Annotated in this window: 14 protein-coding genes; 4 read left to right on the top strand and 10 right to left on the bottom strand. The window is 63.8% G+C overall.

Annotated elements, in window-relative coordinates:
- Positions 1–3 precede the first annotated feature (3 nt).
- The 3 genes from BN1132_RS11375 to BN1132_RS11365 all read right to left on the bottom strand — a co-directional run bounded on the left by BN1132_RS11375 (position 4) and on the right by BN1132_RS11365 (position 3,410).
- Positions 4–1,149: a CobW family GTP-binding protein gene (locus BN1132_RS11375; protein ID WP_042077653.1), complete on the bottom strand. Its 1,146-nt coding sequence runs from the start codon at positions 1,147–1,149 to the stop codon at positions 4–6.
- Positions 1,150–1,268: 119 nt separating this feature from the next.
- Complete coding sequence (locus tag BN1132_RS11370; protein ID WP_042077652.1) at positions 1,269–2,675, bottom strand: D-arabinono-1,4-lactone oxidase; 1,407 nt, start codon at positions 2,673–2,675, stop codon at positions 1,269–1,271.
- A gap of 117 nt (positions 2,676–2,792) precedes the next feature.
- Positions 2,793–3,410, bottom strand: coding sequence for a LysE family transporter (locus BN1132_RS11365; protein WP_042077650.1), 618 nt, complete (start codon positions 3,408–3,410; stop codon positions 2,793–2,795).
- 76 nt (positions 3,411–3,486) lie between these two features.
- Here BN1132_RS11365 and BN1132_RS11360 point away from each other — a divergent pair, with 76 nt between their 5' ends.
- Positions 3,487–4,398, top strand: a complete 912-nt coding sequence (locus BN1132_RS11360; RefSeq protein WP_042077649.1) for a LysR family transcriptional regulator — start codon at positions 3,487–3,489, stop codon at positions 4,396–4,398.
- 6 nt (positions 4,399–4,404) lie between these two features.
- Here BN1132_RS11360 and BN1132_RS11355 read toward each other — a convergent pair whose 3' ends face one another.
- The 3 genes from BN1132_RS11355 to BN1132_RS11345 form a co-directional block, all read right to left on the bottom strand.
- Positions 4,405–5,979: an EAL domain-containing protein gene (locus BN1132_RS11355; RefSeq protein ID WP_042077647.1), complete on the bottom strand. Its 1,575-nt coding sequence runs from the start codon at positions 5,977–5,979 to the stop codon at positions 4,405–4,407.
- Between the two features lie 227 nt (positions 5,980–6,206).
- Entirely contained in the window at positions 6,207–8,804 is a 2,598-nt protein-coding gene (gene acnB / locus BN1132_RS11350; RefSeq protein ID WP_042077646.1) for a bifunctional aconitate hydratase 2/2-methylisocitrate dehydratase, read from the bottom strand.
- Between the two features lie 229 nt (positions 8,805–9,033).
- Complete coding sequence (locus tag BN1132_RS11345; protein WP_042077645.1) at positions 9,034–11,337, bottom strand: patatin-like phospholipase family protein; 2,304 nt, start codon at positions 11,335–11,337, stop codon at positions 9,034–9,036.
- 271 nt (positions 11,338–11,608) lie between these two features.
- Between BN1132_RS11345 and BN1132_RS11340 the strand changes: the two genes are divergently transcribed.
- The 3 genes from BN1132_RS11340 to BN1132_RS19615 all read left to right on the top strand — a co-directional run bounded on the left by BN1132_RS11340 (position 11,609) and on the right by BN1132_RS19615 (position 14,365).
- A complete protein-coding gene (locus BN1132_RS11340) occupies positions 11,609–13,519 on the top strand; it encodes a methyl-accepting chemotaxis protein (RefSeq protein WP_042077644.1) in 1,911 nt (636 codons plus the stop codon).
- A gap of 141 nt (positions 13,520–13,660) precedes the next feature.
- A complete protein-coding gene (locus tag BN1132_RS11335) occupies positions 13,661–13,843 on the top strand; it encodes a hypothetical protein (RefSeq protein ID WP_042077642.1) in 183 nt (60 codons plus the stop codon).
- A gap of 261 nt (positions 13,844–14,104) precedes the next feature.
- Positions 14,105–14,365 carry a hypothetical protein gene (locus BN1132_RS19615; RefSeq protein WP_084202841.1) on the top strand — a complete coding sequence of 87 codons (261 nt, stop codon included), beginning with the start codon at positions 14,105–14,107 and terminating at the stop codon, positions 14,363–14,365.
- Here BN1132_RS19615 and BN1132_RS11325 read toward each other — a convergent pair.
- The 4 genes from BN1132_RS11325 to aceE form a co-directional block, all read right to left on the bottom strand.
- Positions 14,362–15,318 carry a GGDEF domain-containing protein gene (locus tag BN1132_RS11325; protein WP_042077698.1) on the bottom strand — a complete coding sequence of 319 codons (957 nt, stop codon included), beginning with the start codon at positions 15,316–15,318 and terminating at the stop codon, positions 14,362–14,364. The genes BN1132_RS19615 and BN1132_RS11325 overlap by 4 nt on opposite strands.
- Positions 15,319–15,444: 126 nt before the next feature.
- Entirely contained in the window at positions 15,445–16,872 is a 1,428-nt protein-coding gene (gene lpdA / locus BN1132_RS11320; protein ID WP_042077639.1) for a dihydrolipoyl dehydrogenase, read from the bottom strand.
- 148 nt (positions 16,873–17,020) lie between these two features.
- Positions 17,021–18,913, bottom strand: coding sequence for a pyruvate dehydrogenase complex dihydrolipoyllysine-residue acetyltransferase (aceF, locus tag BN1132_RS11315; protein ID WP_042077638.1), 1,893 nt, complete (start codon positions 18,911–18,913; stop codon positions 17,021–17,023).
- A gap of 120 nt (positions 18,914–19,033) precedes the next feature.
- Positions 19,034–21,694 carry a pyruvate dehydrogenase (acetyl-transferring), homodimeric type gene (gene aceE / locus BN1132_RS11310; protein WP_042077637.1) on the bottom strand — a complete coding sequence of 887 codons (2,661 nt, stop codon included), beginning with the start codon at positions 21,692–21,694 and terminating at the stop codon, positions 19,034–19,036.
- Positions 21,695–21,706: the final 12 nt, after the last annotated feature.

The raw sequence follows: 21,706 nt of genomic DNA, 5'->3' as shown, positions 1-21,706 counted from the left end.
ATATCAGGCATCCGGCTGGCCGAGCATGGCCCTGAGCTGCGCTTCCAGGCTGGGCTCAGGCGCCCTCAGAGTGTCGAGGAACAGACGCTCTATCCCTTCCCTGTCCTGGCTCTTCACGATGAACACCAGCCGGGACTGGGCCTTGCCTTCGGGCCACTCCCCCAGGGTCTGCAGCGGATAGAGCTGGCCGTGCACGCCGTGGATCACCACGGGCTGGCTCTCCCCCTCCAGCTGCAGTATGCCCTTGAGCCGCAGCAGGGCGTCGCCGTACTGCGCCTGCACCGCATCGATGGCGGCCAGCAGACGGGCGGCTCTGAGGGGCTCGCCGATGCGCAGGGAGAAGCTCTCAATATTGTTGTGAGCAAAAGAGCCGCCGTGCGCGAAATGGGTCGGCGCGGCCGTGCCCACCCTGGCGGCAAAGGGCGTCATCTGCGGCTGCATGGGAGAAGCCAGCCCCTGCTTCGGGGATTCGGTGCGCAACCAGGCCAGCAGCTGGCGCACGTCGCGCCCCGCCGCCTCGTTGTAGGCGCCGAGCTTCTCAAGCACGGCGGGGGAGAGCACGCCGTTGCTGACCCGCTCGACGGGGGCCGCCGGATTGAGGGCCGCCAGTTGGGCTTCGACCCGTGCCAGTGTCTCTTCATCCACCAGATCGCCCTTGCTCACCACCAGCAGATCCGCCAGGGCCACCTGCTTGACCGCCTCGTACTGTTGGATAAGCTGCTGCTCGATATGGCCGGCATCCACCACGGTGACGGTGCCGTCGAAGCGGTAGCGCTGGGCGATAAAGCCCTCCTCCCTCAGCGTAAAGAGCACGGGAGCGGGATCCGCCAGGCCCGTGGTCTCGATGATGAGCCGTTTAAAAGGCTTAATTTTCCGCTGGATAGCCTTCATAAACAGCCCCTGCAGCGCCTCCACCAGGGAGCCCTGCACCGAGCAGCAGATGCAGCCGGAATCGAGCAGCACCACCTGCTCGTCCACCTGCTGCACCAGGTGGTGGTCCAGCCCCACGGAGCCGAACTCGTTGATGAGCACGGCGCACTCGCCGAGCTCGGGCTGCTTGACCCAGTGGTTGAGCAAGGTGGTCTTGCCGCTGCCGAGAAAACCGGTCAGCAGGGTCACGGGGATACGGGTGTCTTGCGGGTCAGTCATGTCAAATCCTTAGAGCCTGTCGTCATGGGGCTTGAAGAGGTTATCTCCTTCCCCTCCTCCCCCTGCTCCCAGCCGGGGGGAAGGGAGCAAAAATGCCTGCCCTCTCGAAGGGGCCGGCCTCACCGGTCGGCAAACAGCTCGCCAAGCCAGCGGTTCTCGAAGCGGCCATGGGGGTCAAGCTCGCGCTTCAGGGCCAGGAAGTCGTGCCAGCGCGGCAACAGGGCCGGGAAGTCGTAGAGGTCCATCGCCAGATGCTTGCCAAAGTGCGGGGTGCCACCCAGCGGCACCAGCAGCTGTTGCAGCTCGCGCATCTGCTCCATGGAGCCCCCGACGAAGGTGCCGTCCGCCGCCAGATAGACCAGGAACCCAATCCAGCACACCGACTTGCCATAGGCGGCACTGAGCCAGGCCTCGGAGGGGCCGGTGCAGCGCAGGATAAAGGGGTAGTGCAGCACGCCGGGGTTGGCCTGCTGCCACGCCTGCAGGATTTCCAGCGCCTCCCCCATGCGTTCGAGGGGGACCGCCACTTCGCAGTTGATCTGGGGCGCCGGGATCCCCTTGCAGAGGATCTGGTAGACGTTGCCCACCAGATCGGAGGCGTCCTTGAAGCGGCGCACCGTCTCGAAGTGCTCGCCGGCCCGCGCCTCGTCCTTGGTGTCTCTGGCCATCTTCTGCAGGGTCGCGTCTATGGTGGCATTGAGCGCCAGGTTCATGCGCTCGTCCATGTCTCCCGCCAGCACCAGCGGCTCGCTGCCGCCGGCCCGGTAGCGGGCCACCTCCTCGTCGCTCGCCGGATCCACCAGCCAGATGTGACTCTCGCCGGTCCAGGCGAACCACCAGCTCTTCACGAAGGCGTGCTCCCGGTTGAGGCGCTCGTTGTGTGCCAGCAGGAAGGGGTAGTCGGTGGTGAACTTGGTGCAGCGCATGATGCGGTTCGGCACTGTGTTGAGGGTCACATCCAGCAGCACCCCGAGCATGCCCATGCCCATCACGAAGGCGCCAAAGCGTGGATCGCTGCGATCCACCCGGATGATGTCGCCACTCGCCAGCATCACCGTCATGGCCGCTACCGCGTCGCACAGGGCGGACTGGTGCAGCCCCTGGCCATGGGTGCCGGTGCTGAGCGCACCGCCCAGGGTCTGGATGCCGATGACGCCGGGAGACGCCGGCAGCATGCGATCCATGGCGATGAGATCGGCATAGACGGTATCGAGGGGCGTGCCCGCCTGATAGGTCACGGTATCGGCGGTCTTGGCCAGCTGGCCGCGCAGGTGGTGCAGGTCCACCAGCAGCGCCTGGCTGCCCTCGGCATAGACGCTGTGGATAGGTTCGAAGGAGAGGCCGGAGCCGATGAGCCGCATCTTGCGCTCGGGGTATTCGCGCAGCAGCTGCTGCAGCTCGTCGCGGGTCGTCGGGCGCCACACCTGATCCAGGGCGCCGAGGGGGTTGGTCCTGGACCAGTTGAACAGCACCTCCCGATTGCCAATCGCCTTGATGCTGTGAAATGCCTGGAACCTGACCGTCATACCGCGCCTCATCTGACTTCAAAATGAGCGGCAATTCTACCGAAAAGTGGCACCCAAGGCATGAAAAACAAGCCCCTGCAATTCTCGGGTGGATTGCGGGGCCTGCAGGTTGCGCCCTCAGCGGGAGGGTTGGGTCAGCGCCAGCAGCATGCCGAATCCCACCAGCAGAGCGCCAAACCCCCTATCGATCCAGTGACGTACCGCCAGGAGACGGGCCCGCACCGATGCGTTGGAGAAGAAGATCGCCACCGCGCTGAACCAGAGGGCATGGGCCAGCACGATGAAGGCGCCGTAACCGAGCTGGACCGCCAGCGGCGTCTGCGGCTGCACCACCTGCATGAAGAGGCTGACGATGAAGATGGTGGTCTTGGGGTTGAGCACATTGGTCAGGAAACCGGTGCGCAGCGCCCCCAGGCTCGAGAGGGCGGGCTGGTCGGCCATCACCTCATCGACCGCCGGTCGGGCCCGCAGCATCCTGATGCCGAGGAAGACGAGGTAGGCCGCCCCCGCCAGCTTGATGAGGTTGAACAGCCAGAGGGATTGCTGGATCAGCACCCCCACCCCCAGCAGGGTGTAGCTCACGTGCACGCAGACCCCGGCCGCTATGCCAAGCGCCGTCAGCACCCCGCTGCGGCGCGAGAGCAGCAGGCCGTTGCGCGACACCATGGCGAAGTCGGGTCCCGGGCTGATGACGGCAAGGAGGGTAATGGCGACGACGGCGAGCAGTTCGGTCATGAAAATAGTCCTGACAAGAAGTGATATCGGCTATTTTATTTGGCAATAACACCAATAACGAACGATGATTTCTGACATGAATGGTGAAAATAACTCACAAAAATCCCTCTCGCTCCCCTCCCTCACCGCCCTGCGCTGTTTCGAGGTGGCGGCCCGCACCGAGCACTTCGGCCGCGCCGCCGACGAGCTGCACCTGACCCACGGGGCCATCAGCCGGGCGGTGCGCCTGCTGGAGGAGGATCTGGGGGTCATGCTGTTCGAGCGGCGCCAGCGCCGGGTCTTCCTGACCGAGGCGGGCGAGCGGCTCTATGAGTCGGTCAGGGAGGGGCTTGGCCAGATCCGCCGGACGGCCCAGGCGCTGCGCCAGCGGAGCCGCCCCCAGTCACTGGTGCTCTCCTGCGAGCCCACCCTGCTGATGCGCTGGCTGATCCCGCGCTGGCCCGACTTTCAGGCGCTGCACCCGGAGCTGGACGTGCACCTGATGGCGGGGGGTGGCGCCCTCAGCTTCGACAGCGGCATCGATCTCGCCATCCGGCGCAACGACTTCCAGTGGCCTGCCGAGCTCTACAACCAGCCGCTGTTCGAGGAGCGAACCGGGCCTGTCTGCCAGCCGGCCAGGGTGGCGCAGTTTTTCGAGCGACGGAAGGAGGGCTGGGCCCTGAGTGCGGCGGCGCCCCGCCTGCACACCCGAACCCGTCCCGGCGCCTGGCAGGAGTGGCGGCAGCATGCCGGCCTGCCAGCCGGTGACGAGGGATCGGGACAGACCTTCGAGCACTTCTACTTCAGCCTGCAGGCGGCGGTGGCCGGCCTTGGCGTCGCCATCGGCCCCTACCGCCAGGTGTGCGACGACCTCGAGGCCGGCCTGCTGGTGGCGCCGCTCGGCTTCATCCCGGACGGCACCGGCTATCACCTGCTTGCCCCCACGAGACCCGAGCCAGGTAGTGCCCACGAGACCCTGGTGAACTGGCTTCACGGCCTGGTGCGCTGAGCCCCATCAGGCCTGGGCGGCGCGCTCGACGAGGGGCCTGCACCTCTCCCCTGCCGCCAGCTCCCGGCAGAACTGGCGCAGCGGCATGGGGCGGGCGAACAGATAGCCCTGCAGATACTGGACCCCCTTGCCCCTGAGGTAGGCGGCCTGCTGCTCCGTCTCCACCCCTTCGGCCACCAGGGAGAGCCCCAGCCGGCGGCCGAGGTCGATGACGTTGTCGACGATGTGCTCGGAGAGGGACTCGGTGCCGATGCGGCCGATGAAGGAGCGATCGATCTTGAGATAGTCCACGTGGAACTGTTGCAGGTAGTGAAGGCTGGAGTGGCCGGTGCCGAAGTCATCGATGGCGAGCCTCACCCCCATCTCGTCGAGCTGGCGGAACAGGGAGAGGGTCTGCGGGTTGGTCACCAGCAGCTCCCGCTCGGTGAGTTCCAGCACCAGCACCACCCGCCCCGGCACGAAGTGGGCGAGGAAGGCACGGCACTCCGCCAGCAGGGAGAGATCGCGACAGTGCGTGGCGCTGATGTTGAAACTGATGTGAAAAGCCTCTGGCAACTGTCCCTGTACCGGCTGGAGCTTCTGGGCCACCGTCTTCATCAGGTTGACCGTCATGGGTACGATCAGGCCCGACTCTTCCGCCTGGGGGATGAAGAGATCGGGGCGGATCAGCCCCTCGGTGGCATGCTGCCAGCGCATCAGCACCTCGGCCCCCACCGTGTTGCCGCCCTCGCTGGCAATGAGCGGCTGCAGATAGGGGACAAACTCCCTGGCCCGCAGTCCCCGCCTCAGCTCATCCGTGAGGGCCCCGGGCCGCCCGAGCACCCACCACACCAGCAGCGCCAGCAGCAGCGAACTGCCCCCCAGCCAGATCAGGGGCAGATGGCGCGCCTCCCACAGGGCGCGCCAGTAGAACGGCATGGCGTACCCGGCGTGGATGGTGAAGGGGTAGCGCTGGGAGGTGAGGGTCAGCGCGAACTTGCTGTTCAACTGCGGTGGGGCGCTCTGGAAGTGGCCTGACTCATCGAGCCAGGCGGACCCGACCTGCAAGAACAGCTCGCTGGGATCGCTGCTCAGGGTGAGCATGAAGCTGAGCTGGCTGCTGTCGATGGCGCTGAGCACCGCATCGCGCCCCCGCTCGTGGCGCACCACCAACAGGGGGTGATTCTTGCGCACCCGATTGCCGCTCATCAGCAGCAGCTTGTGATCCGTGTAGATGGCACCATCATCCACCTCCCGGGCCGGCCCGAACAGCGAGGTACAGTGGATCACCCCGTCACGCACCAGGTTGACCGAGCGCAGGAAGGGTTCGAGCGCCACCCGCTTGCGCAGCAGCAGCAGGTTGTCGGCACAGGGGCGGTCGATCAGCGGCAACATGTCGAGATTGGCCTGCTCGGCCTGATCCAGCATGCGCTCCAGCAGGGCTTTGGCCTTGTCGGCGGAGGCGCTGGCGTCGCGCTTCAACTCCTGCTCGTAGCTGTCTCGCACCAGCCATCCACCCGCCTGCAGCGGCAGGGTCAATACCAGCAGGGCGCAGCCAAGACGCCACTTCGTACGGGCCAGATCAATCCGGAACAGAAACATAGAGAACCACGCCACAATTCGCAGGCCTGCCTCGCAAGCACTGCAGTGAAAACATACCCGCCGGGAGGGAGACATCATGACCAGACAACGAGAGTGAAGCGAGCGGGCAAGGCGGATCGACAAGGCCGTCACTGGGCATGGGGCCCCATTATCGCGCAGCCCCCTGAAATGGAAAATGCCGCGTCAAGACGCGGCATTGTTATTTTCAGTGGTCAGACCGGCAGGCCTTATACCGCCTGTTGCAGGATCACCGCATCGGCCTTCCTGGTGTAGGAGGCGATCTCGTTGAAGTTGAGGTAGCGATAGGTGTCGGCCGCAGTGGCGTCCAGGGTCTTGGCGTACTGCAGGTACTCGGCCACGGTCGGGATCTTGCCGATGATGGCGGCAACCGCAGCCAGCTCGGCAGAGGCCAGGTAGACGTTGGCCCCCTTGCCCAGACGGTTCGGGAAGTTGCGGGTGGAGGTGGAGACCACGGAGGCCCCTTCCGCTACCCGCGCCTGGTTGCCCATGCAGAGGGAACAGCCGGGTATTTCGATGCGGGCACCGACCCGACCGAAGATGCCGTAATAGCCCTCTTCGGTCAGCTGATCCTTGTCCATCTTGGTGGGCGGGGCTATCCACATGCGGGTCGGCAGCTCGCCCTGATACTTCTCGAGCAGTTTGCCGGCGGCGCGGAAGTGGCCGATGTTGGTCATGCAGGAACCGATGAACACCTCGTCGATCTGATCGCCGGCCACATCGCTCAGCAGACGGGCGTCGTCCGGATCGTTCGGCGCGCACAGGATCGGCTCCTTGATGGTGGCCAGATCGATCTCGATGATCTCGGCGTACTCGGCATCCTTGTCCGCCTCCATCAGCACCGGGTTGGCCAGCCACTCTTCCATCCCCTTGATGCGGCGGGTGATGGTGCGCACGTCGCCGTAGCCTTCGGAGAGCATCCACTTCAGCATCACGATGTTGGACTTCAGATACTCGATGATCGGCTCTTTATCCAGCTTGATGGTGCAACCGGCGGCGGAACGCTCGGCGCTGGCGTCTGCCAGTTCGAACGCCTGCTCCACCTTCAGGGTCGGCAGCCCCTCGATCTCGAGGATGCGGCCGGAGAAGATGTTCTTCTTGCCCGCCTTCTCGACGGTCAGCAGCCCTTTCTGGATGGCGGCGTAGGGGATGGCATGGACCAGGTCACGCAAGGTGATGCCCGGCTGCAGTTCGCCCTTGAAGCGCACCAGCACGGATTCCGGCATGTCCAGCGGCATCACGCCGGTGGCGGCGGCGAAGGCCACGAGGCCGGAGCCCGCCGGGAAGGAGATGCCGATGGGGAAACGGGTGTGGGAGTCACCACCTGTCCCCACGGTATCCGGCAGCAGCATGCGGTTCAGCCAGGAGTGGATGACGCCGTCGCCCGGACGCAAGCTCACACCGCCGCGGTTCATGATGAAGTCCGGCAGGGTGTGGTGGGTCTGTACGTCGATGGGCTTGGGATAGGCCGCTGTGTGGCAGAAGGACTGCATGGTCAGATCGGCGGAGAAGCCGAGGCAGGCGAGATCCTTCAGCTCGTCTCGGGTCATGGGGCCCGTGGTGTCCTGGGAGCCGACCGTGGTCATCCTGGGTTCGCAGTAGGTGCCCGGGCGCACGCCCTTCACGCCGCACGCCTTGCCCACCATCTTCTGGGCCAGGGTGAAGCCCTTGCCGGTGTCGGCGACGGGCTGCGGACGACGGAACACGGTGGAGAACGGCAGACCCAGCGACTCGCGGGCCTTGTCGGTCAGGCCGCGGCCGATGATCAGCGGAATGCGGCCACCGGCGCGCACTTCGTCGATCAGCACCTCGGTTTTCAGTTCGAACTGCGCCAGCACTTCGCCCGTGCCGTGGCGGGTGATCTTGCCTTCATAGGGGAAGATGTCGATCACGTCGCCCATCGCAAGTGCAGAGACGTCCACCTCGATGGGCAGGGCGCCGGCATCTTCCATGGTGTTGAAGAAGATGGGGGCAATCTTGCCGCCGAGGCAGACGCCGCCGGCGCGCTTGTTCGGTACGAACGGAATGTCGTCGCCCATGAACCAGAGCACGGAGTTGGTGGCGGATTTACGGGAAGAGCCGGTACCGACCACATCGCCCACGTAGGCCAGCGGGAAGCCCTTCTCTTTCAGCGCGTCTATGGTCTTGATGGGGCCGATGACGCCGTCCTTGTCCGGTGTGATGCCGGGACGAGCGTTCTTCAGCATCGCCAGGGCGTGCAGCGGAATGTCGGGACGGGACCAGGCGTCCGGGGCCGGCGACAGATCGTCGGTGTTGGTTTCGCCGGGCACCTTGAATACGGTGACGGTGATCTTCTCGGCCAGGGCCGGGCGGGAGAGGAACCACTCGGCATCGGCCCAGGATTGCAGCACCCGCTTGGCATGGGCGTTGCCCGCCTTGGCCTTCTCTTCCACGTCGTGGAAGGAGTCGAACATCAGCAGGGTGTGGGAGAGGCCCTTGGCGGCAAGAGGAGCCAGGGTCGCATCGTCCAGCAGGTCGATGAGCGGCTGGATGTTGTAGCCACCCTGCATGGTGCCGAGCAGTTCGACGGCCTCGGCGGCGGTCAGGATGGGGGAGTGGGCCTCGCCCTTGGCGACGGCGGTGAGGAAGCCGGCTTTGACATAGGCCGCTTCATCGACACCCGGGGGAATGCGGGAGGACAACAGTTCTTTCAGAAAGTCCTGTTCGCCGGCGGGCGGATTCTTGATCAGCTCAACCAGGGCGGCGACCTGCTCTGCGTCCAGAGGTTTGGCAACCACGCCTTCGGCGGCACGTTCTGCGACGTGTTTACGGTATGTTTCAAGCACGACTAATTCCTCTTTGGTCTTTTTTTGGGGGTTCGCCCAAGCTCGCGGCGATCGTCCTTGCGGGACACCCGTAGGGTGCCCCCCACTATATAAGTTTTAACGACTAATTAAAATCCAAACCCTGTACAGTTATTCAACAAACCAGCATAACAATATAAAAACATTGATCTTTTTAAAAATGACAAGACGCTCACCAATGGCGAGTTAACAAAAAGGCATCATTTCATCCTTATTGGAACGTAGTGCCCAATTGCAGATAGAACATGTCATGCCCCCCCTCCGCCACGCCATAGCCGAGGAAGATGGGGCCGAGGAAGCTCTCCACCCCCACGTAGACGGACCCCGAGGTATAGGAAGACTCCAGGCTGATGTCCCTCCCCTTGTCCCAGACCCCCCCCTGCTCCAGGGAGCCCCCGAGGAACAGGGGCGCCTTGATGGCCCCGAAGTCGTTGTCCGCCACCCGGTAGATGTAGCGCAGGCCGCTGAACAGGCTGTAACGGCCGCTCAACTGGTAGTGCTGGAAGCCGGACATGCGGAACAGACCGCCGAGATCCTGCACGAACAGCGGCACCGTCTCCTCAGAAGTAGAGCCGCCCCCCTCCAGCATCAGGTTGAGACTGTGCCTGTCCCAGGACCAGGGCTTGATCATCACCAGCCGGTAGTTCATCCCCTCGGTCTGCTCGGACGGCCCGTCTGACGGGTCCAGCTCGATGTGGGAATACCCCCCCTTGATGTCCCAGTAGACGCCCTGATAGGGGAAGTAGCGGCTGTCGAGGGTATCGTGCTCGAAGCGCACATAGGGCCCCCAGGCGGAGGCATCGGCATCCGCATTGGCGAGGTTCTGGATCTCCACGTTGCCGACCTTGCCCTCCAGCCCCAGGGAGAGTCGGCTCCAGGGCTGGCGGTTCCAGCCGACGGCGAGATCCACGCTGGTGAAGCTGTACTCCGAGTCCAGGTAGCTCACCCCGGACGACGCCGCATCCTCCTCCGGGAAGAAGACACGGCGCTGGGTCTTGTCATAGGCCAGGCTCGCCTCGCCGTAGTAGGTCTGGGACGGCTCCAGCGGCGTGTAGAAGTCGGTCTTGAGATGCTTGGCCGTGCCGAGCGACGCCTCGGTCAGCCACTCGGCCCCCCACTCGTTGACGTTGGTGAGGGTGTAGGACATGCCGACGTTGTAGTTGGAGCTGCTCTCGAAGTCGTCGGAGAAGCCGAGCTGGAAGTTCAGGTAACCAGGCCCCCAGTTCTTCTCGCTGGCATCCACCACCAGCACGTTCTCGCCGCCCCGCTCCTCCACCTCGTAGGTGATGCGATCGAAGGACTCCAGGGCGTAGAGGCGGCGGATCCCCGCCTCCAGGCTCTCATAGGTCTGCACCTTGTCCGGCCGCACATTGAGCATGGCGCGCACGGTGTCGTCCGAGAGGCGCGACTTGTTGATGATCTCCACCTTGTCGATGTAGTAGGCCGGCTGGCCGCTGCGCTCGGCACGGCGGCTCAGCTTCTGGTTGCGATACTCGGCGTAGGCATCGGGAGAGAGGGAGAGGGCGTCCAGCTGGATGGCCGCGCGGCTGGCCACCGCCTCCCCCTGCTTGATCCCCTCCGGCATCAGGGCGAAGTCGGCGATGCCCATGTTGCCGAATTCCGGCGTCAGCAGTATGTCGTTGGGACCGAGCAGCGCCTTCTGCTTCTCGGTCCCCACCTGGGTCATGTAGGTGGTGAGCTGGTCGATCATGGCCAGCCCCGACTTCAAGGATTCCCGGGTGCGCAGCTTGGCGCCGATGTCCACCGCGATCACCACGTCGGCCCCCATGGCCTTGGCCACGTCCACCGGCATGTTGTTGACGGTGCCGCCGTCGGCCAGGATGCGCCCCTCCCAGTCCACCGGCTTGAGGGCACCCGGGATGGACATGGAGGCCTGCATCGCCTTGGCGAGGCTGCCGTGATCCAGCACGAAGGGGGTGACCGTCTCCATGTCGGTCGCCACGGCGCGATAGGGGATGGGCAGATCGTCGAAACTCTTCTGCGCCGGCAGGTTGGAGGTGGCGTGGCGCAGCAGGCTGGCCATGGACTGCCCCTGGAAGAAGCCGTCAGGCAGCTGGGTCTGATCGCCGTTGACCCCGATGTCGGTGCGCAGCTGGTACTTCTCGCTCTGCTGCTTCTTGCGCAGGGAGAGCTCGTCCCGGCCCACCTTGTCCTGATACCCCTTGTTCCAGTCGATGGCCAGCGTGGTGCGCTCCACCTCCTCGGCACTGAGCCCCATGGCGTACATGCCCGCCACGTAGGAACCCATGCTGGTCCCGACGATGATGTCCACCGGGATCCGCTTCTCCTCCAGCACCTTGAGCACCCCGATGTGGGCAGAGCCCTTGGCACCGCCGCCGCTCAACACCAGGGCAATTCTGGGCCGCTCCCCCTTGGCCGCGCCCTGGGCCTGGGTCACAGGCAGGGGATCGTTCGCCTCGGCCGCCGCCATGAAGGGCAGGGTCGCCAGCAGGAGCATAATCAGGTGGGTCCATCCCCGATGAAAGATGCGCATATGAGTGTCCATTGATCCGGTAAGAGTCGAGGCCGGTCTGCCGACCAGGTGCTGCCTACTATAAGTGGAAGCACTTTAACCGCAACCCGGGGTGCTGACGAGATGCCCCGGGGCGGTGACGGCCAATGCGGGGATAAAACGGCGCCAATCCAGTCCTGGCCTGATGTGAGCGCAAACGTTAATCGGCAATAAACGCCCCACCCGCTCAAGAAAGCGCCCGTTCGGCCGCTAATATGAGTTCAAATTCCAGGTCCACACCCGAGTCACGCCCATGTTCGCAAACCTGACACTCAAACAGAAAATTCTGGCCACCGTCATCCTGGCCGTGGCGCTCTCCTGCCTGCTGGTGGGTTATTTCAGCCAGCGCTCGGCCCAGCAGCTGATCGAGACCCGCATGTTCGAGCAGGAGCTGCCGAACCTGACCCAGCGCATCGGCAAGGAGATCGAGAAGGATCTCACCTCGGTCGCCGGCGCCGCCAGACAGCTGGCCAACGATCGCTTCGTGCTGGACTGGGTCGCCCGTGGCATGCCCAAGGAGCAGGAGTCCATCCTCATCGATCAGCTCAAGGACATGACGGCCCAGTACGGCCTGGTCACCGCCTCCTTCGCCGATCGGCAGAGTGCCGCCTACTACAACCAGGACGGCTTCCTGCGCATCCTGAACCACGACCAGGACGGCTGGTTCTACGACTACACCAAGAGCCGCCAGGAGCTGATGCTCAGCATCTTTCGCGAGACCAACGGCGAGGTGAAGCTGTTCGTCAACTTCCAGCAGCTCGACGGCCGCGGCCTCGCCGGCCTCGCCAAGTCCCTCGACAGCATGGTCAGCATGCTGGCCGACTTCCGCATCGGCGACAGCGGCTTCGTCTTCATGACGGATGGCAGCGGCCGGGTGAAGCTGCACCCCGACGCCGCCCGCATCGATCGGGACAACCTGACCCAGCTGGCCAGCGGCAGCAGCACCAACCTGCTCAACAAGCAGCCGTTCGCCGCCACCCGTGCCGAGATCGACGGCCAGCCGGTGATCCTGGCCACCAGCTATATCCCCCTGCTCGACTGGTATCTGGTGGCCCAGGTGCCTGAGGCCGAGATCTATGCGGAACTGGATCGGGCTCGGCTGCACATCCTGCTGGTCAGCCTGGCCATCGCCGTCGGCATGGGGCTGCTCGGCGTGCTGCTGGCCGGTTCGGTCAGCCGCCCGCTCAACGAGCTGGCCCGTCTGTTCCGGGAACTCGGCAGCGGTGACGGCGATCTGACCCAGCGCCTCAGGGTCGATGGCCGTGACGAGCTGGCCCAGGTGGCCACCGGCTTCAACAACTTCGTCACCAAGATCCACGGCTCCATCGAGCAGGTGGCAAGCAACTCCCGCCAGCTCGCCGCCACCGCCAACGAGGTGGCCGCCAAGGCCCAGCTCACCCAGCACAACTGCACCGCCCAGCGGGATCGCACCGTCCAGGTCGCCACCGCCATCCACGAGATGGGGGCCACAGTGAGCGAGATCGCCGGCAACGCGTCGCTCGCCGCCGACGTCGCCAAACAGGCCAACGAGCAGGCCGATGCGGGAGCCCAGGTGGTGGCCCAGGCCCGCCATGGCATCGTCGGCCTCTCCGGCGAGATCGAACAGGTCGCCGGGGTCATCGAGTCCCTGGCCAGCCAGACCGACTCCATCGGCAGCATCCTCGACACCATCCGCAGCATCTCCGAGCAGACCAACCTGCTGGCCCTCAACGCCGCCATCGAGGCCGCCCGCGCCGGCGAGCAGGGCCGCGGCTTCGCCGTGGTGGCCGACGAGGTGCGCAGCCTCGCCAGCCGCTCCGCCGCCTCCACCGCCGAGATCCAGGTGATGATCAACAGCCTCCAGGAGCAGAGCGCCCGCGCGGTCAGCGCCATGGCACAGGGCCGCAACCAGAGCCAGCTGGTGGTGGCCCAGGCCGACGAGGCCAACGGTGCCCTCGACCAGATCACCGGCCACATCACCCAGATCAGCGACATGAACATCCAGGTCGCCACCGCCACCGAGGAGCAGTCCAGCGTGGTGGGCGAGATCAACCGCAATGTGGAGGACATCAACCAGCTCACCATGGAGACGGCCGACATCGCCCACCAGCTCACCGAGTCCAGCCGCAGCCTGCAGCAGCTCTCCGGCGAGCTCGACAAGCTGGTCGGCAACTTCCGGCTATGAGCCACCCCTTCCACCTGCAAACAGGGCGTGCCGTGACGCGCCCTGATTGCACTACGGCAGGCCGTGACGCAGGTCCGCCCGCCCCCTCAAGCTTCCTCATGCCAAGCTGCGTCATAATAGAGGGAAATAACGGGAGGTATCATGAGTAAACTGGTTGTGATCACATTGCTGGCGGGCTTGCTCAGCGCCTGCAGCAGCGGCCCGACGCGGGTGCACAGCGCCGATGTGAGCGTGGGGGATGCCAGGATCCGGGTCAGCGACGGGGATCGAGGGGGTTACGGTACCTTCTGCCCGCCGGGGCAGGCCAAGAAGGGGCGCTGCTAGCGCCCTTTTTTACACCCGGCTGGAACTCGTAAGACCGCAGAAACGACGCCCTCGTCTCGGACGGCAACTCAGGTGCACGGTTCCACGACCGCGCCAGCACAGGCGGCTTCCCGTGCTGGCAACCCCTCTGCATGCTCCCCCCACCGACGGCCGCCCCATTCGGCCCGTCATGCCAGCGGCAAGTCATGACGCAGCACCCGCAATGCCTCCCTGTGTTCTTGGCAAAGGGCAGCATAATCAGGGAAACCCTAGGAGGTTGTTATGGACAAGCGGATTCTGATGGTACTGCTTGGCATCTTGCTCAGCGGTTGTGCCAGCGGCCCGGTACGGGTACACGGCGCAGACTTCAGCGTGGATGACGCCCATATCCGGGTCACTGACGGCTACCATCGTCATTACTATCGCCATTACGATGATCATTATTACCGTGATGGGTATTACCGCCGTGACTACTATGACCACCACCATGGCGGCTATCGCACCTTCTGCCCGCCCGGGCAGGCCAAGAAGGGGCGCTGCTAACGCCCTCTCTTGTGGTCGTACATCTGCCGGTCGGCCTGCATCAAGAGGAGTTCCAGCTCGGGGGGCATGGCCGGATCATAATGCGCGACCCCGGTGGAACAGGCCAGCCGATAGGGTTTTCCCGCCTCCAGGTTGAATCGCGCCAACGCCTCGTCGAAACGGGCAAGTACCCGTGGCACCAGCCCGGGTCCTATGCCCGGCAGCAACACAACGAACTCATCGCCCCCCAGGCGGGCGAAGATGTCGGCATTGCGAAACACCTTGCACAGCAAGCGCGCCATCTGGCGCAGGGCATCGTCCCCCACCTCGTGGCCAAGGCTGTCGTTGATCTCCTTGAAGCGGTTGAGATCGAGGAACAGCAGGCTCGCCTCCCGTCCCTGCCGATGGGAGAGTTGCAGGCACTTCTGTCCCAGCATGACGAAGCCGCGGCGATTGGTGATGCCGGTCAGCTCGTCCAGGATCGCCAACTGGATGGCGGCCAGCTCGTGCTCCACCATGCCCGCCAGATCCGTCAACAGGGACTGCTGACGTTCATCCAGATGGCGCGGCTTGTGGTCGATGAGGCAGAGGGTACCCACCTTGTAACCCCCGGCGATATGCAGGGGGCAGCCGGCATAGAAACGGATATGGGGAGCCCCCAGCACCAGCGGATTGTCGGCGAAGCGCGGATCCCGGGTCGCATCCTCCACCACGAAGATCCCCTCGCCGAGGATGGCGTGACCGCAGAAGGAGATGTCCCGCGGGGTCTCTTGCGCATCCAGACCGCAGCGTGACTTGAACCACTGCCGCTCCTCATCCACCAGGGAGATGAGGGAGATGGGCACCTCGAACATGTTGCGCGCCATCCGGGTGATGCGGTCGAAGCGCTCCTCCGCCGTGGTATCCAGGATGGCGAGGCGGCGAAGGCCATCGAGGCGCTGCTGTTCGTATTCGGAAATAGGGGGTGCTTGCATGGCAGGAAGGGCGGTGAACAGGATTGTTCCCAGCATAGCAAACAGCCTCGAACAAATCTCTTTCATCGTCAAAAAACAAAAAAAGCCGCTCCTGGGAGCGGCTTTTCATGGGTGGGAAGAAGGGACTTATTTCTTCTTCTTGGCCTTGGCGTTCGGCAGGTCGGTGATGGAGCCTTCGAACACTTCGGCAGCCAGGCCCACGGACTCGTGCAGAGTCGGGTGAGCGTGGATGGTCAGCGCGATGTCTTCGGCGTCTGCCCCCATCTCGATGGCCAGACCGATTTCACCCAGCAGCTCACCGCCGTTGGTACCCACGATGGCACCACCGATGACGCGGCCGCTCTCCTTGTCGAAGATCAGCTTGGTCATGCCATCGGCGCAGTCGGAGGCGATGGCGCGACCGGAAGCAGCCCACGGGAAGGTGGCGACTTCGAAGTTCAGGCCCTGTTGCTTGGCTTCCTTCTCGGTCAGACCAACCCAAGCCATCTCCGGCTCGGTATAGGCGATGGACGGGATCACTTTCGGGTCGAAGTAGTGCTTCTTGCCGGCGATGACTTCGGCCGCGACGTGGCCTTCATGAACACCCTTGTGGGCCAGCATGGGCTGACCGACGATGTCGCCGATGGCGTGGATGTGGGCCACGTTGGTACGCAGCTGCTTGTCCACCTCGATGAAACCGCGCTCGTTGACGGCAACGCCGGCCTTCTCGGCATCCAGCATCTTGCCGTTCGGCACGCGGCCAACGGCGACCAGCACGTTGTCGTAGCGAACCGGCTCGGCCGGGGCGTGCTTGCCTTCGTAGGAGACGTACAGGCCGTCTTCACGGGCTTCAACGGCGGTGACCTTGGTCTCCAGCATGATGTTGAATTTCTTGGCAACGCGCTTGGTGTAGATCTTGACGATGTCTTTGTCGGCAGCCGGTACCAGCTGGTCGGCAAATTCCACCACGTCGATCTCGGAACCCAGGGAGGAGTACACTGTACCCATCTCCAGACCGATGATGCCGCCACCGATGACCAGCAGCTTGCCAGGTACGGTCGTCAGTTCCAGCGCATCGGTAGAGTCCCATACGCGGGGGTCGTCATGGGGGATGAACGGCAGCTTCACCGGACGGGAACCGGCGGCGATGATGGCGTTGTCGAAGGTGACTGTGGTCTTGCCGTCGGCGCCTTCCACTTCCAGCGTGTTCGGGCCGGTGAACTTGCCGAAGCCGTTCACGACCTGGACTTTACGCATCTTGGCCATGCCGGCCAGACCGCCGGTCAGCTGGTTGATGACCTTCTCTTTCCACAAACGCACCTTGTCGATGTCGGTCTGCGGGGCACCGAAGACGATGCCGTGCTCGGCCAGCGCCTTGGCTTCTTCAATGACTTTGGCGACGTGCAGCAGCGCCTTGGACGGGATGCAACCCACGTTCAGGCAGACGCCACCCAGGGTGGAGTAACGCTCGACGATAATGGTATCCAGACCCAAGTCAGCCGCACGGAAGGCAGCGGAATAACCGGCAGGGCCAGCACCCAGTACTACGACCTGGGTTTTGATTTCTTTACTCATCATGACCTCTTTGTCGTTCTTATATCCCCGGACAGCACAGTCTTATGCCAAGCAAGGCGGCTGCAGCCGTGAAAAAAACGGGGCAAGTTTACAATCCTGTTAACGAAATGAGAAGCAAAAAGGGCGGGCTCTGGGCCCGCCCTCTCACTTACAGGACCAGTCGACGAATGTCGGACAACACACCACTCAGGGTGGTGATGAAGCGGGCACCGTCGGCGCCATCGATGACGCGGTGGTCGTAGCTCAGAGCCAGCGGCAGCATCAGACGCGGCACGAACTCTTTACCGTTCCACTTCGGCTTCATCTCGGACTTGGAGACGCCCAGGATGGCCACTTCCGGCGCGTTGACGATCGGGGTAAAGCTGGTACCGCCGATGCCACCCAGGCTGGAGATGGTGAAGCAACCGCCCTGCATGTCGGCAGCGGTCAGCTTGCCGGCACGGGCCTTCTTGGAGATCTCGGCCAGATCGCGGGACAGCTCGTGGATGCCCTTCTTGTTGACGTCGCGAACCACCGGAACCACCAGGCCGTTGGGGGTATCTACCGCCACACCGATGTGGATGTACTTCTTCATGATCAGCTTGCTGCCGTCTTCGGACAGGGCGCTGCAGAAGCGCGGATGGGCTTCCAGGGCCTTGGCGGCCGCCTTCAGGATGAACACCAGCGGGGTGATCTTCACGTCCAGCTTCTGCTTCTCGGCCAGGATGTTCTGCTCTTTGCGGAACGCTTCCAGATCCGTGGTATCGGCTTCGTCGAACTGGGTGACGTGGGGGATCATGGCCCAGTTGCGGTGCAGGGCAGGACCGGAGATCTTCTGGATACGGGTCAGTTCCAGCTCTTCGACCGGGCCGAACTTGCTGAAATCAACCTTCGGCCAGGCCACGACGCTCATGCCGTTGCCAGTGCCAGTGCCGGCAGCAGGCGCGGACTCGGCGCGCTTGACCGCATCCTTCACGTAAGCCTGTACGTCTTCTTTGACGATGCGACCCTTGCGACCGGAGGCTTTCACCTTGGCCAGGTTGACACCGAACTCGCGCGCCAGACGGCGTACCGCCGGGGAGGCGTGGACGTAGGCGTCGTTGGCGACGAAGTCGGAGGCAGCTGCCTGGGCAACGGTTGCAGGAGCGGCGGCAGCCGGAGCGGCAGCAACAGGCGCTGCGGCAGGAGCCGGAGCAGCCACGGCAGCCGGAGCGGCACCCGCCACTTCGAACACCATGATCAGGGAACCGGTGGAGACCTTGTCACCCGCCTTCACCTTGATCTCCTTGACCACACCGGCGAACGGCGCAGGCACTTCCATGGAGGCCTTGTCGCCTTCCACGGTGATCAGGGACTGGTCGGCTTCAACCTTGTCACCCACGGCGACCATGATCTCGGTCACTTCCACTTCGTCACCGCCGATGTCCGGCACCTTGACGTCTTTGGCACCGGCGGCAACCGGAGCAGCGGCAGCCACAGGGGCGGCAGCAGGAGCCGGCGCGGCAACGGCGACCGGGGCAGCGCCCGCCACTTCGAAGACCATCACCAGGGAGCCGGTAGAAACCTTGGCGCCGGCGGCAACCTTGATCTCGACCACGCGACCGGCGAACGGTGCCGGCACTTCCATGGAGGCCTTGTCACCTTCCACGGCGATGATGGACTGGTCGGCTTCAACCATGTCGCCCACGGCCACCATGATTTCAGTCACTTCGACTTCGTCACCACCGATGTCCGGCACGTTGACGTCCTGGCGAGCGGCGGCGGCAGGAGCGGCGGCCGGCGCGGCAGCAACCGGGGCAGCAGCCTGGGCCGGAGCCGGTGCGGCAGCACCCTCGGCTTCGAAGACCATGATCTGGGAACCGGTGGCAACCTTGTCGCCCACCTTGATCAGGATCTCTTTGACAATACCGGCGGCGGGGGCCGGGACTTCCATGGAGGCCTTGTCACCTTCCACGGCGATCAGGGACTGGTCCAGTTCGACCTTGTCACCCACGGCCACCATGATCTCGGTGACTTCAACTTCATCGGCACCGATATCCGGCACCATAATCTGTTTGGACATTGCGCTTTATCCTCTTGCGTGCATCCACGTGGCAGCCTGAGCATCGCCACGCGCATCCCGCGTTATCCGTTTAAACCCAGGCAAGGTCGCGCCGGATACCCGGCGCGACACTCAATCCTCTTACGCGTACAGCGGGTTGACCTTGTCGGCATCGATGCCGTACTTGGCGATGGCGTCGGCCACAACCTGCTTGTCTACCTCGCCGCGCTTGGCCAGTTCGGTCAGGGCAGCAACCACCACGTAGAACTCGTTCACTTCGAAGTGACGACGCAGGTTGGCACGGCTGTCGGAACGGCCGTAACCGTCGGTACCCAGCACACGGTAGTTCTCGGTCGGAACGAAGGCACGCACCTGATCGGCGAAGGACTTCATGTAGTCGGTCGCGGCTATGGTGGCTTCGGTACCCAGCACCTGAGCGATGTAGGGCACACGCGCTTCGGCGGTCGGGTGCAGCATGTTCCAGCGATCCGCGTCCTGACCGTCGCGGGCCAGTTCGTTGAAGGAGGTGACGCTGAACACGTCGGAACCCACGCCGTATTCGCTTGCCAGGATCTGGGCGGCGGTGCGCACATGACCCAGGATGGAACCACAACCCAGCAGCTGAACCTTGGCCTTGGTACCGGCCACGGTTTCCAGCTTGTAGATACCCTTGCGGATGCCTTCCTCGGCGCCTTCCGGCATGGCCGGCATGGCGTAGTTCTCGTTCAGGGTGGTGATGTAGTAGAACACGTTCTCCGGGTTCTCACCGTACATGCGGCGCAGGCCGTCCTGTACGATCACCGCCACTTCGTAGGCGTAGGACGGGTCGTAGGAGATGCAGTTCGGGATGGTGTTGGCCAGGATGTGGCTGTGACCATCTTCGTGCTGCAGGCCCTCTCCGTTAAGAGTGGTACGACCGGAGGTCGCGCCCAGCAGGAAGCCACGGGCTTGCTGGTCACCGGCTGCCCACGCCATGTCGCCGATCCGCTGGAAGCCGAACATGGAGTAGTAGATGTAGAACGGGATCATCGGGCAGTCGTTGGTGCTGTAAGAGGTGGCAGCAGCCAGCCAGGAGGACATGGCGCCCAGCTCGTTGATACCGTCTTGCAGAACCTGACCCTGCTTGTCTTCCTTGTAGTAGGAGACGATGTCGCGGTCTTGCGGGGTGTACTGCTGACCGTGCGGGCTGTAGATACCGATCTGGCGGAACAGGCCTTCCATACCGAAGGTACGGGCTTCGTCAGCCAGGATCGGCACGATGCGCTTGCCGATGGACTTGTCTTTCAGCATCACGTTCAGGGAACGCACGAACGCCATGGTGGTGGAGATTTCGCGCGCCTGTTCACCCAGCAGCGGGCCGAAGGCATCCAGCGCCGGGATTTCCAGCTTGGTGGTGCTCTCGCGCAGACGGGTCGGTACATAGCCCTTCAGTGCGGCACGGCGGGCGTGCAGGTACTTGTGCTCTTCGGTACCCTCTTCGATCTTCAGGTACGGCAGGTTTTCCAGCTGCTCGTCGGTCACCGGCAGGTTGAAACGATCGCGCAGGTGACGCACGGAGCCCAGATCCATCTTCTTGACCTGGTGAGCGATGTTCTTGCCTTCGGCCGCTTCGCCCATGCCATAGCCCTTGATGGTCTTGGCCAGGATCACGGTCGGCTTGCCCTTGGTCTGTGCAGCCTTGGAGAAGGCGGCGAACAGTTTGCGGGGGTCGTGACCACCGCGGTTCAGGGCGAAGATCTCCTCGTCGGTCATGTCTTTGACCAGCGCGGCGGTTTCCGGGTAACGGTTGAAGAAGTGCTCGCGCACGTAGGCACCGTCGCGGGACTTCATGGTCTGGTAGTCGCCGTCCACGGTTTCGTTCATCAGCTGGATCAGCTTGCCGGAAGTGTCTTTCTTCAGCAGCTCATCCCACTTGCGACCCCAGATGACCTTGGTGACATCCCAGCCGGCGCCGGAGAACAGGCCTTCCAGCTCGTTGATGACCTTGCCGTTGCCGACAACCGGGCCGTCCAGACGCTGCAGGTTGCAGTTGACCACGAACACCAGGTTGTCCAGCTTCTCGCGTACGGCGACGGTCAGGGCACCCTTGGCTTCCGGCTCGTCCATCTCGCCGTCACCCAGGAAGGCGTACACGGTCTGCTCGGAGCAATCCTTGATGCCACGGTCGGTCAGGTACTTCAGGAAGCGGGCCTGATAGATGGCGGCGATGGGGCCCAGACCCATGGAGACGGTCGGGAACTGCCAGAATTCCGGCATCAGTTTCGGGTGCGGGTAGGAAGGAATACCCTTGCCATCCACTTCCTGACGGAAGTTGTCCAGCTGCTCTTCGGTCAGACGACCTTCGGCGAAGGCGCGGGCGTAGATGCCCGGGGAGATGTGACCCTGGAAGTAGACCAGATCGCCACCGTCCTTCTCGTTGCGGGCACGGAAGAAGTGGTTGTAGCAGACCTCGTAGATGGTCGCGGAAGAAGCGAAGGAAGACATGTGACCACCCAGGTCCAGGTCTTTCTTGGAAGCGCGCAGCACTATCATCATGGCGTTCCAGCGGATGATGGCGCGAATGCGGCGTTCCATCTCCAGGTCGCCCGGGTAAGCCGGCTCGTCGCTGGCAGGGATGGTGTTGATGTAGTCGCGGTTTGCCTTGGCAGCCACGTCCACACCGCTTGCGCGGGCTTTCTCGGCCAACTGTTCAAGGATGAACTGAGCGCGTTGCGGACCCTCTTCACGCAGCAGGGATTCCAGAGAGGCAAGCCACTCCAGCGTTTCTATCGGGTCCACATCGTTCTTCAGGATATCAGACATGGCTGGTTCCTA

The sequence above is a fragment of the Aeromonas sanarellii genome (assembly GCF_000820085.1).
GTDB lineage: Bacteria > Pseudomonadota > Gammaproteobacteria > Enterobacterales > Aeromonadaceae > Aeromonas > Aeromonas sanarellii.
This window is presented reverse-complemented; position numbering and strand designations above follow the sequence as displayed.

What these genes read in the sequence shown, in the direction of transcription:
- BN1132_RS11340 (WP_042077644.1), top strand. Translation starts at nt 11,609, where the DNA reads ATGTTCGCAAACCTGACACTCAAACAGAAAATTCTGGCCACCGTCATC.
- BN1132_RS11345 (WP_042077645.1), bottom strand. Translation starts at nt 11,337, where the DNA reads ATGCGCATCTTTCATCGGGGATGGACCCACCTGATTATGCTCCTGCTG.
- BN1132_RS11325 (WP_042077698.1), bottom strand. Translation starts at nt 15,318, where the DNA reads ATGCAAGCACCCCCTATTTCCGAATACGAACAGCAGCGCCTCGATGGC.
- aceF (WP_042077638.1), bottom strand. Translation starts at nt 18,913, where the DNA reads ATGTCCAAACAGATTATGGTGCCGGATATCGGTGCCGATGAAGTTGAA.
- lpdA (WP_042077639.1), bottom strand. Translation starts at nt 16,872, where the DNA reads ATGAGTAAAGAAATCAAAACCCAGGTCGTAGTACTGGGTGCTGGCCCT.
- BN1132_RS11375 (WP_042077653.1), bottom strand. Translation starts at nt 1,149, where the DNA reads ATGACTGACCCGCAAGACACCCGTATCCCCGTGACCCTGCTGACCGGT.
- BN1132_RS11370 (WP_042077652.1), bottom strand. Translation starts at nt 2,675, where the DNA reads ATGACGGTCAGGTTCCAGGCATTTCACAGCATCAAGGCGATTGGCAAT.
- BN1132_RS11360 (WP_042077649.1), top strand. Translation starts at nt 3,487, where the DNA reads ATGAATGGTGAAAATAACTCACAAAAATCCCTCTCGCTCCCCTCCCTC.
- BN1132_RS11335 (WP_042077642.1), top strand. Translation starts at nt 13,661, where the DNA reads ATGAGTAAACTGGTTGTGATCACATTGCTGGCGGGCTTGCTCAGCGCC.
- BN1132_RS19615 (WP_084202841.1), top strand. Translation starts at nt 14,105, where the DNA reads ATGGACAAGCGGATTCTGATGGTACTGCTTGGCATCTTGCTCAGCGGT.
- BN1132_RS11365 (WP_042077650.1), bottom strand. Translation starts at nt 3,410, where the DNA reads ATGACCGAACTGCTCGCCGTCGTCGCCATTACCCTCCTTGCCGTCATC.
- aceE (WP_042077637.1), bottom strand. Translation starts at nt 21,694, where the DNA reads ATGTCTGATATCCTGAAGAACGATGTGGACCCGATAGAAACGCTGGAG.
- BN1132_RS11355 (WP_042077647.1), bottom strand. Translation starts at nt 5,979, where the DNA reads ATGTTTCTGTTCCGGATTGATCTGGCCCGTACGAAGTGGCGTCTTGGC.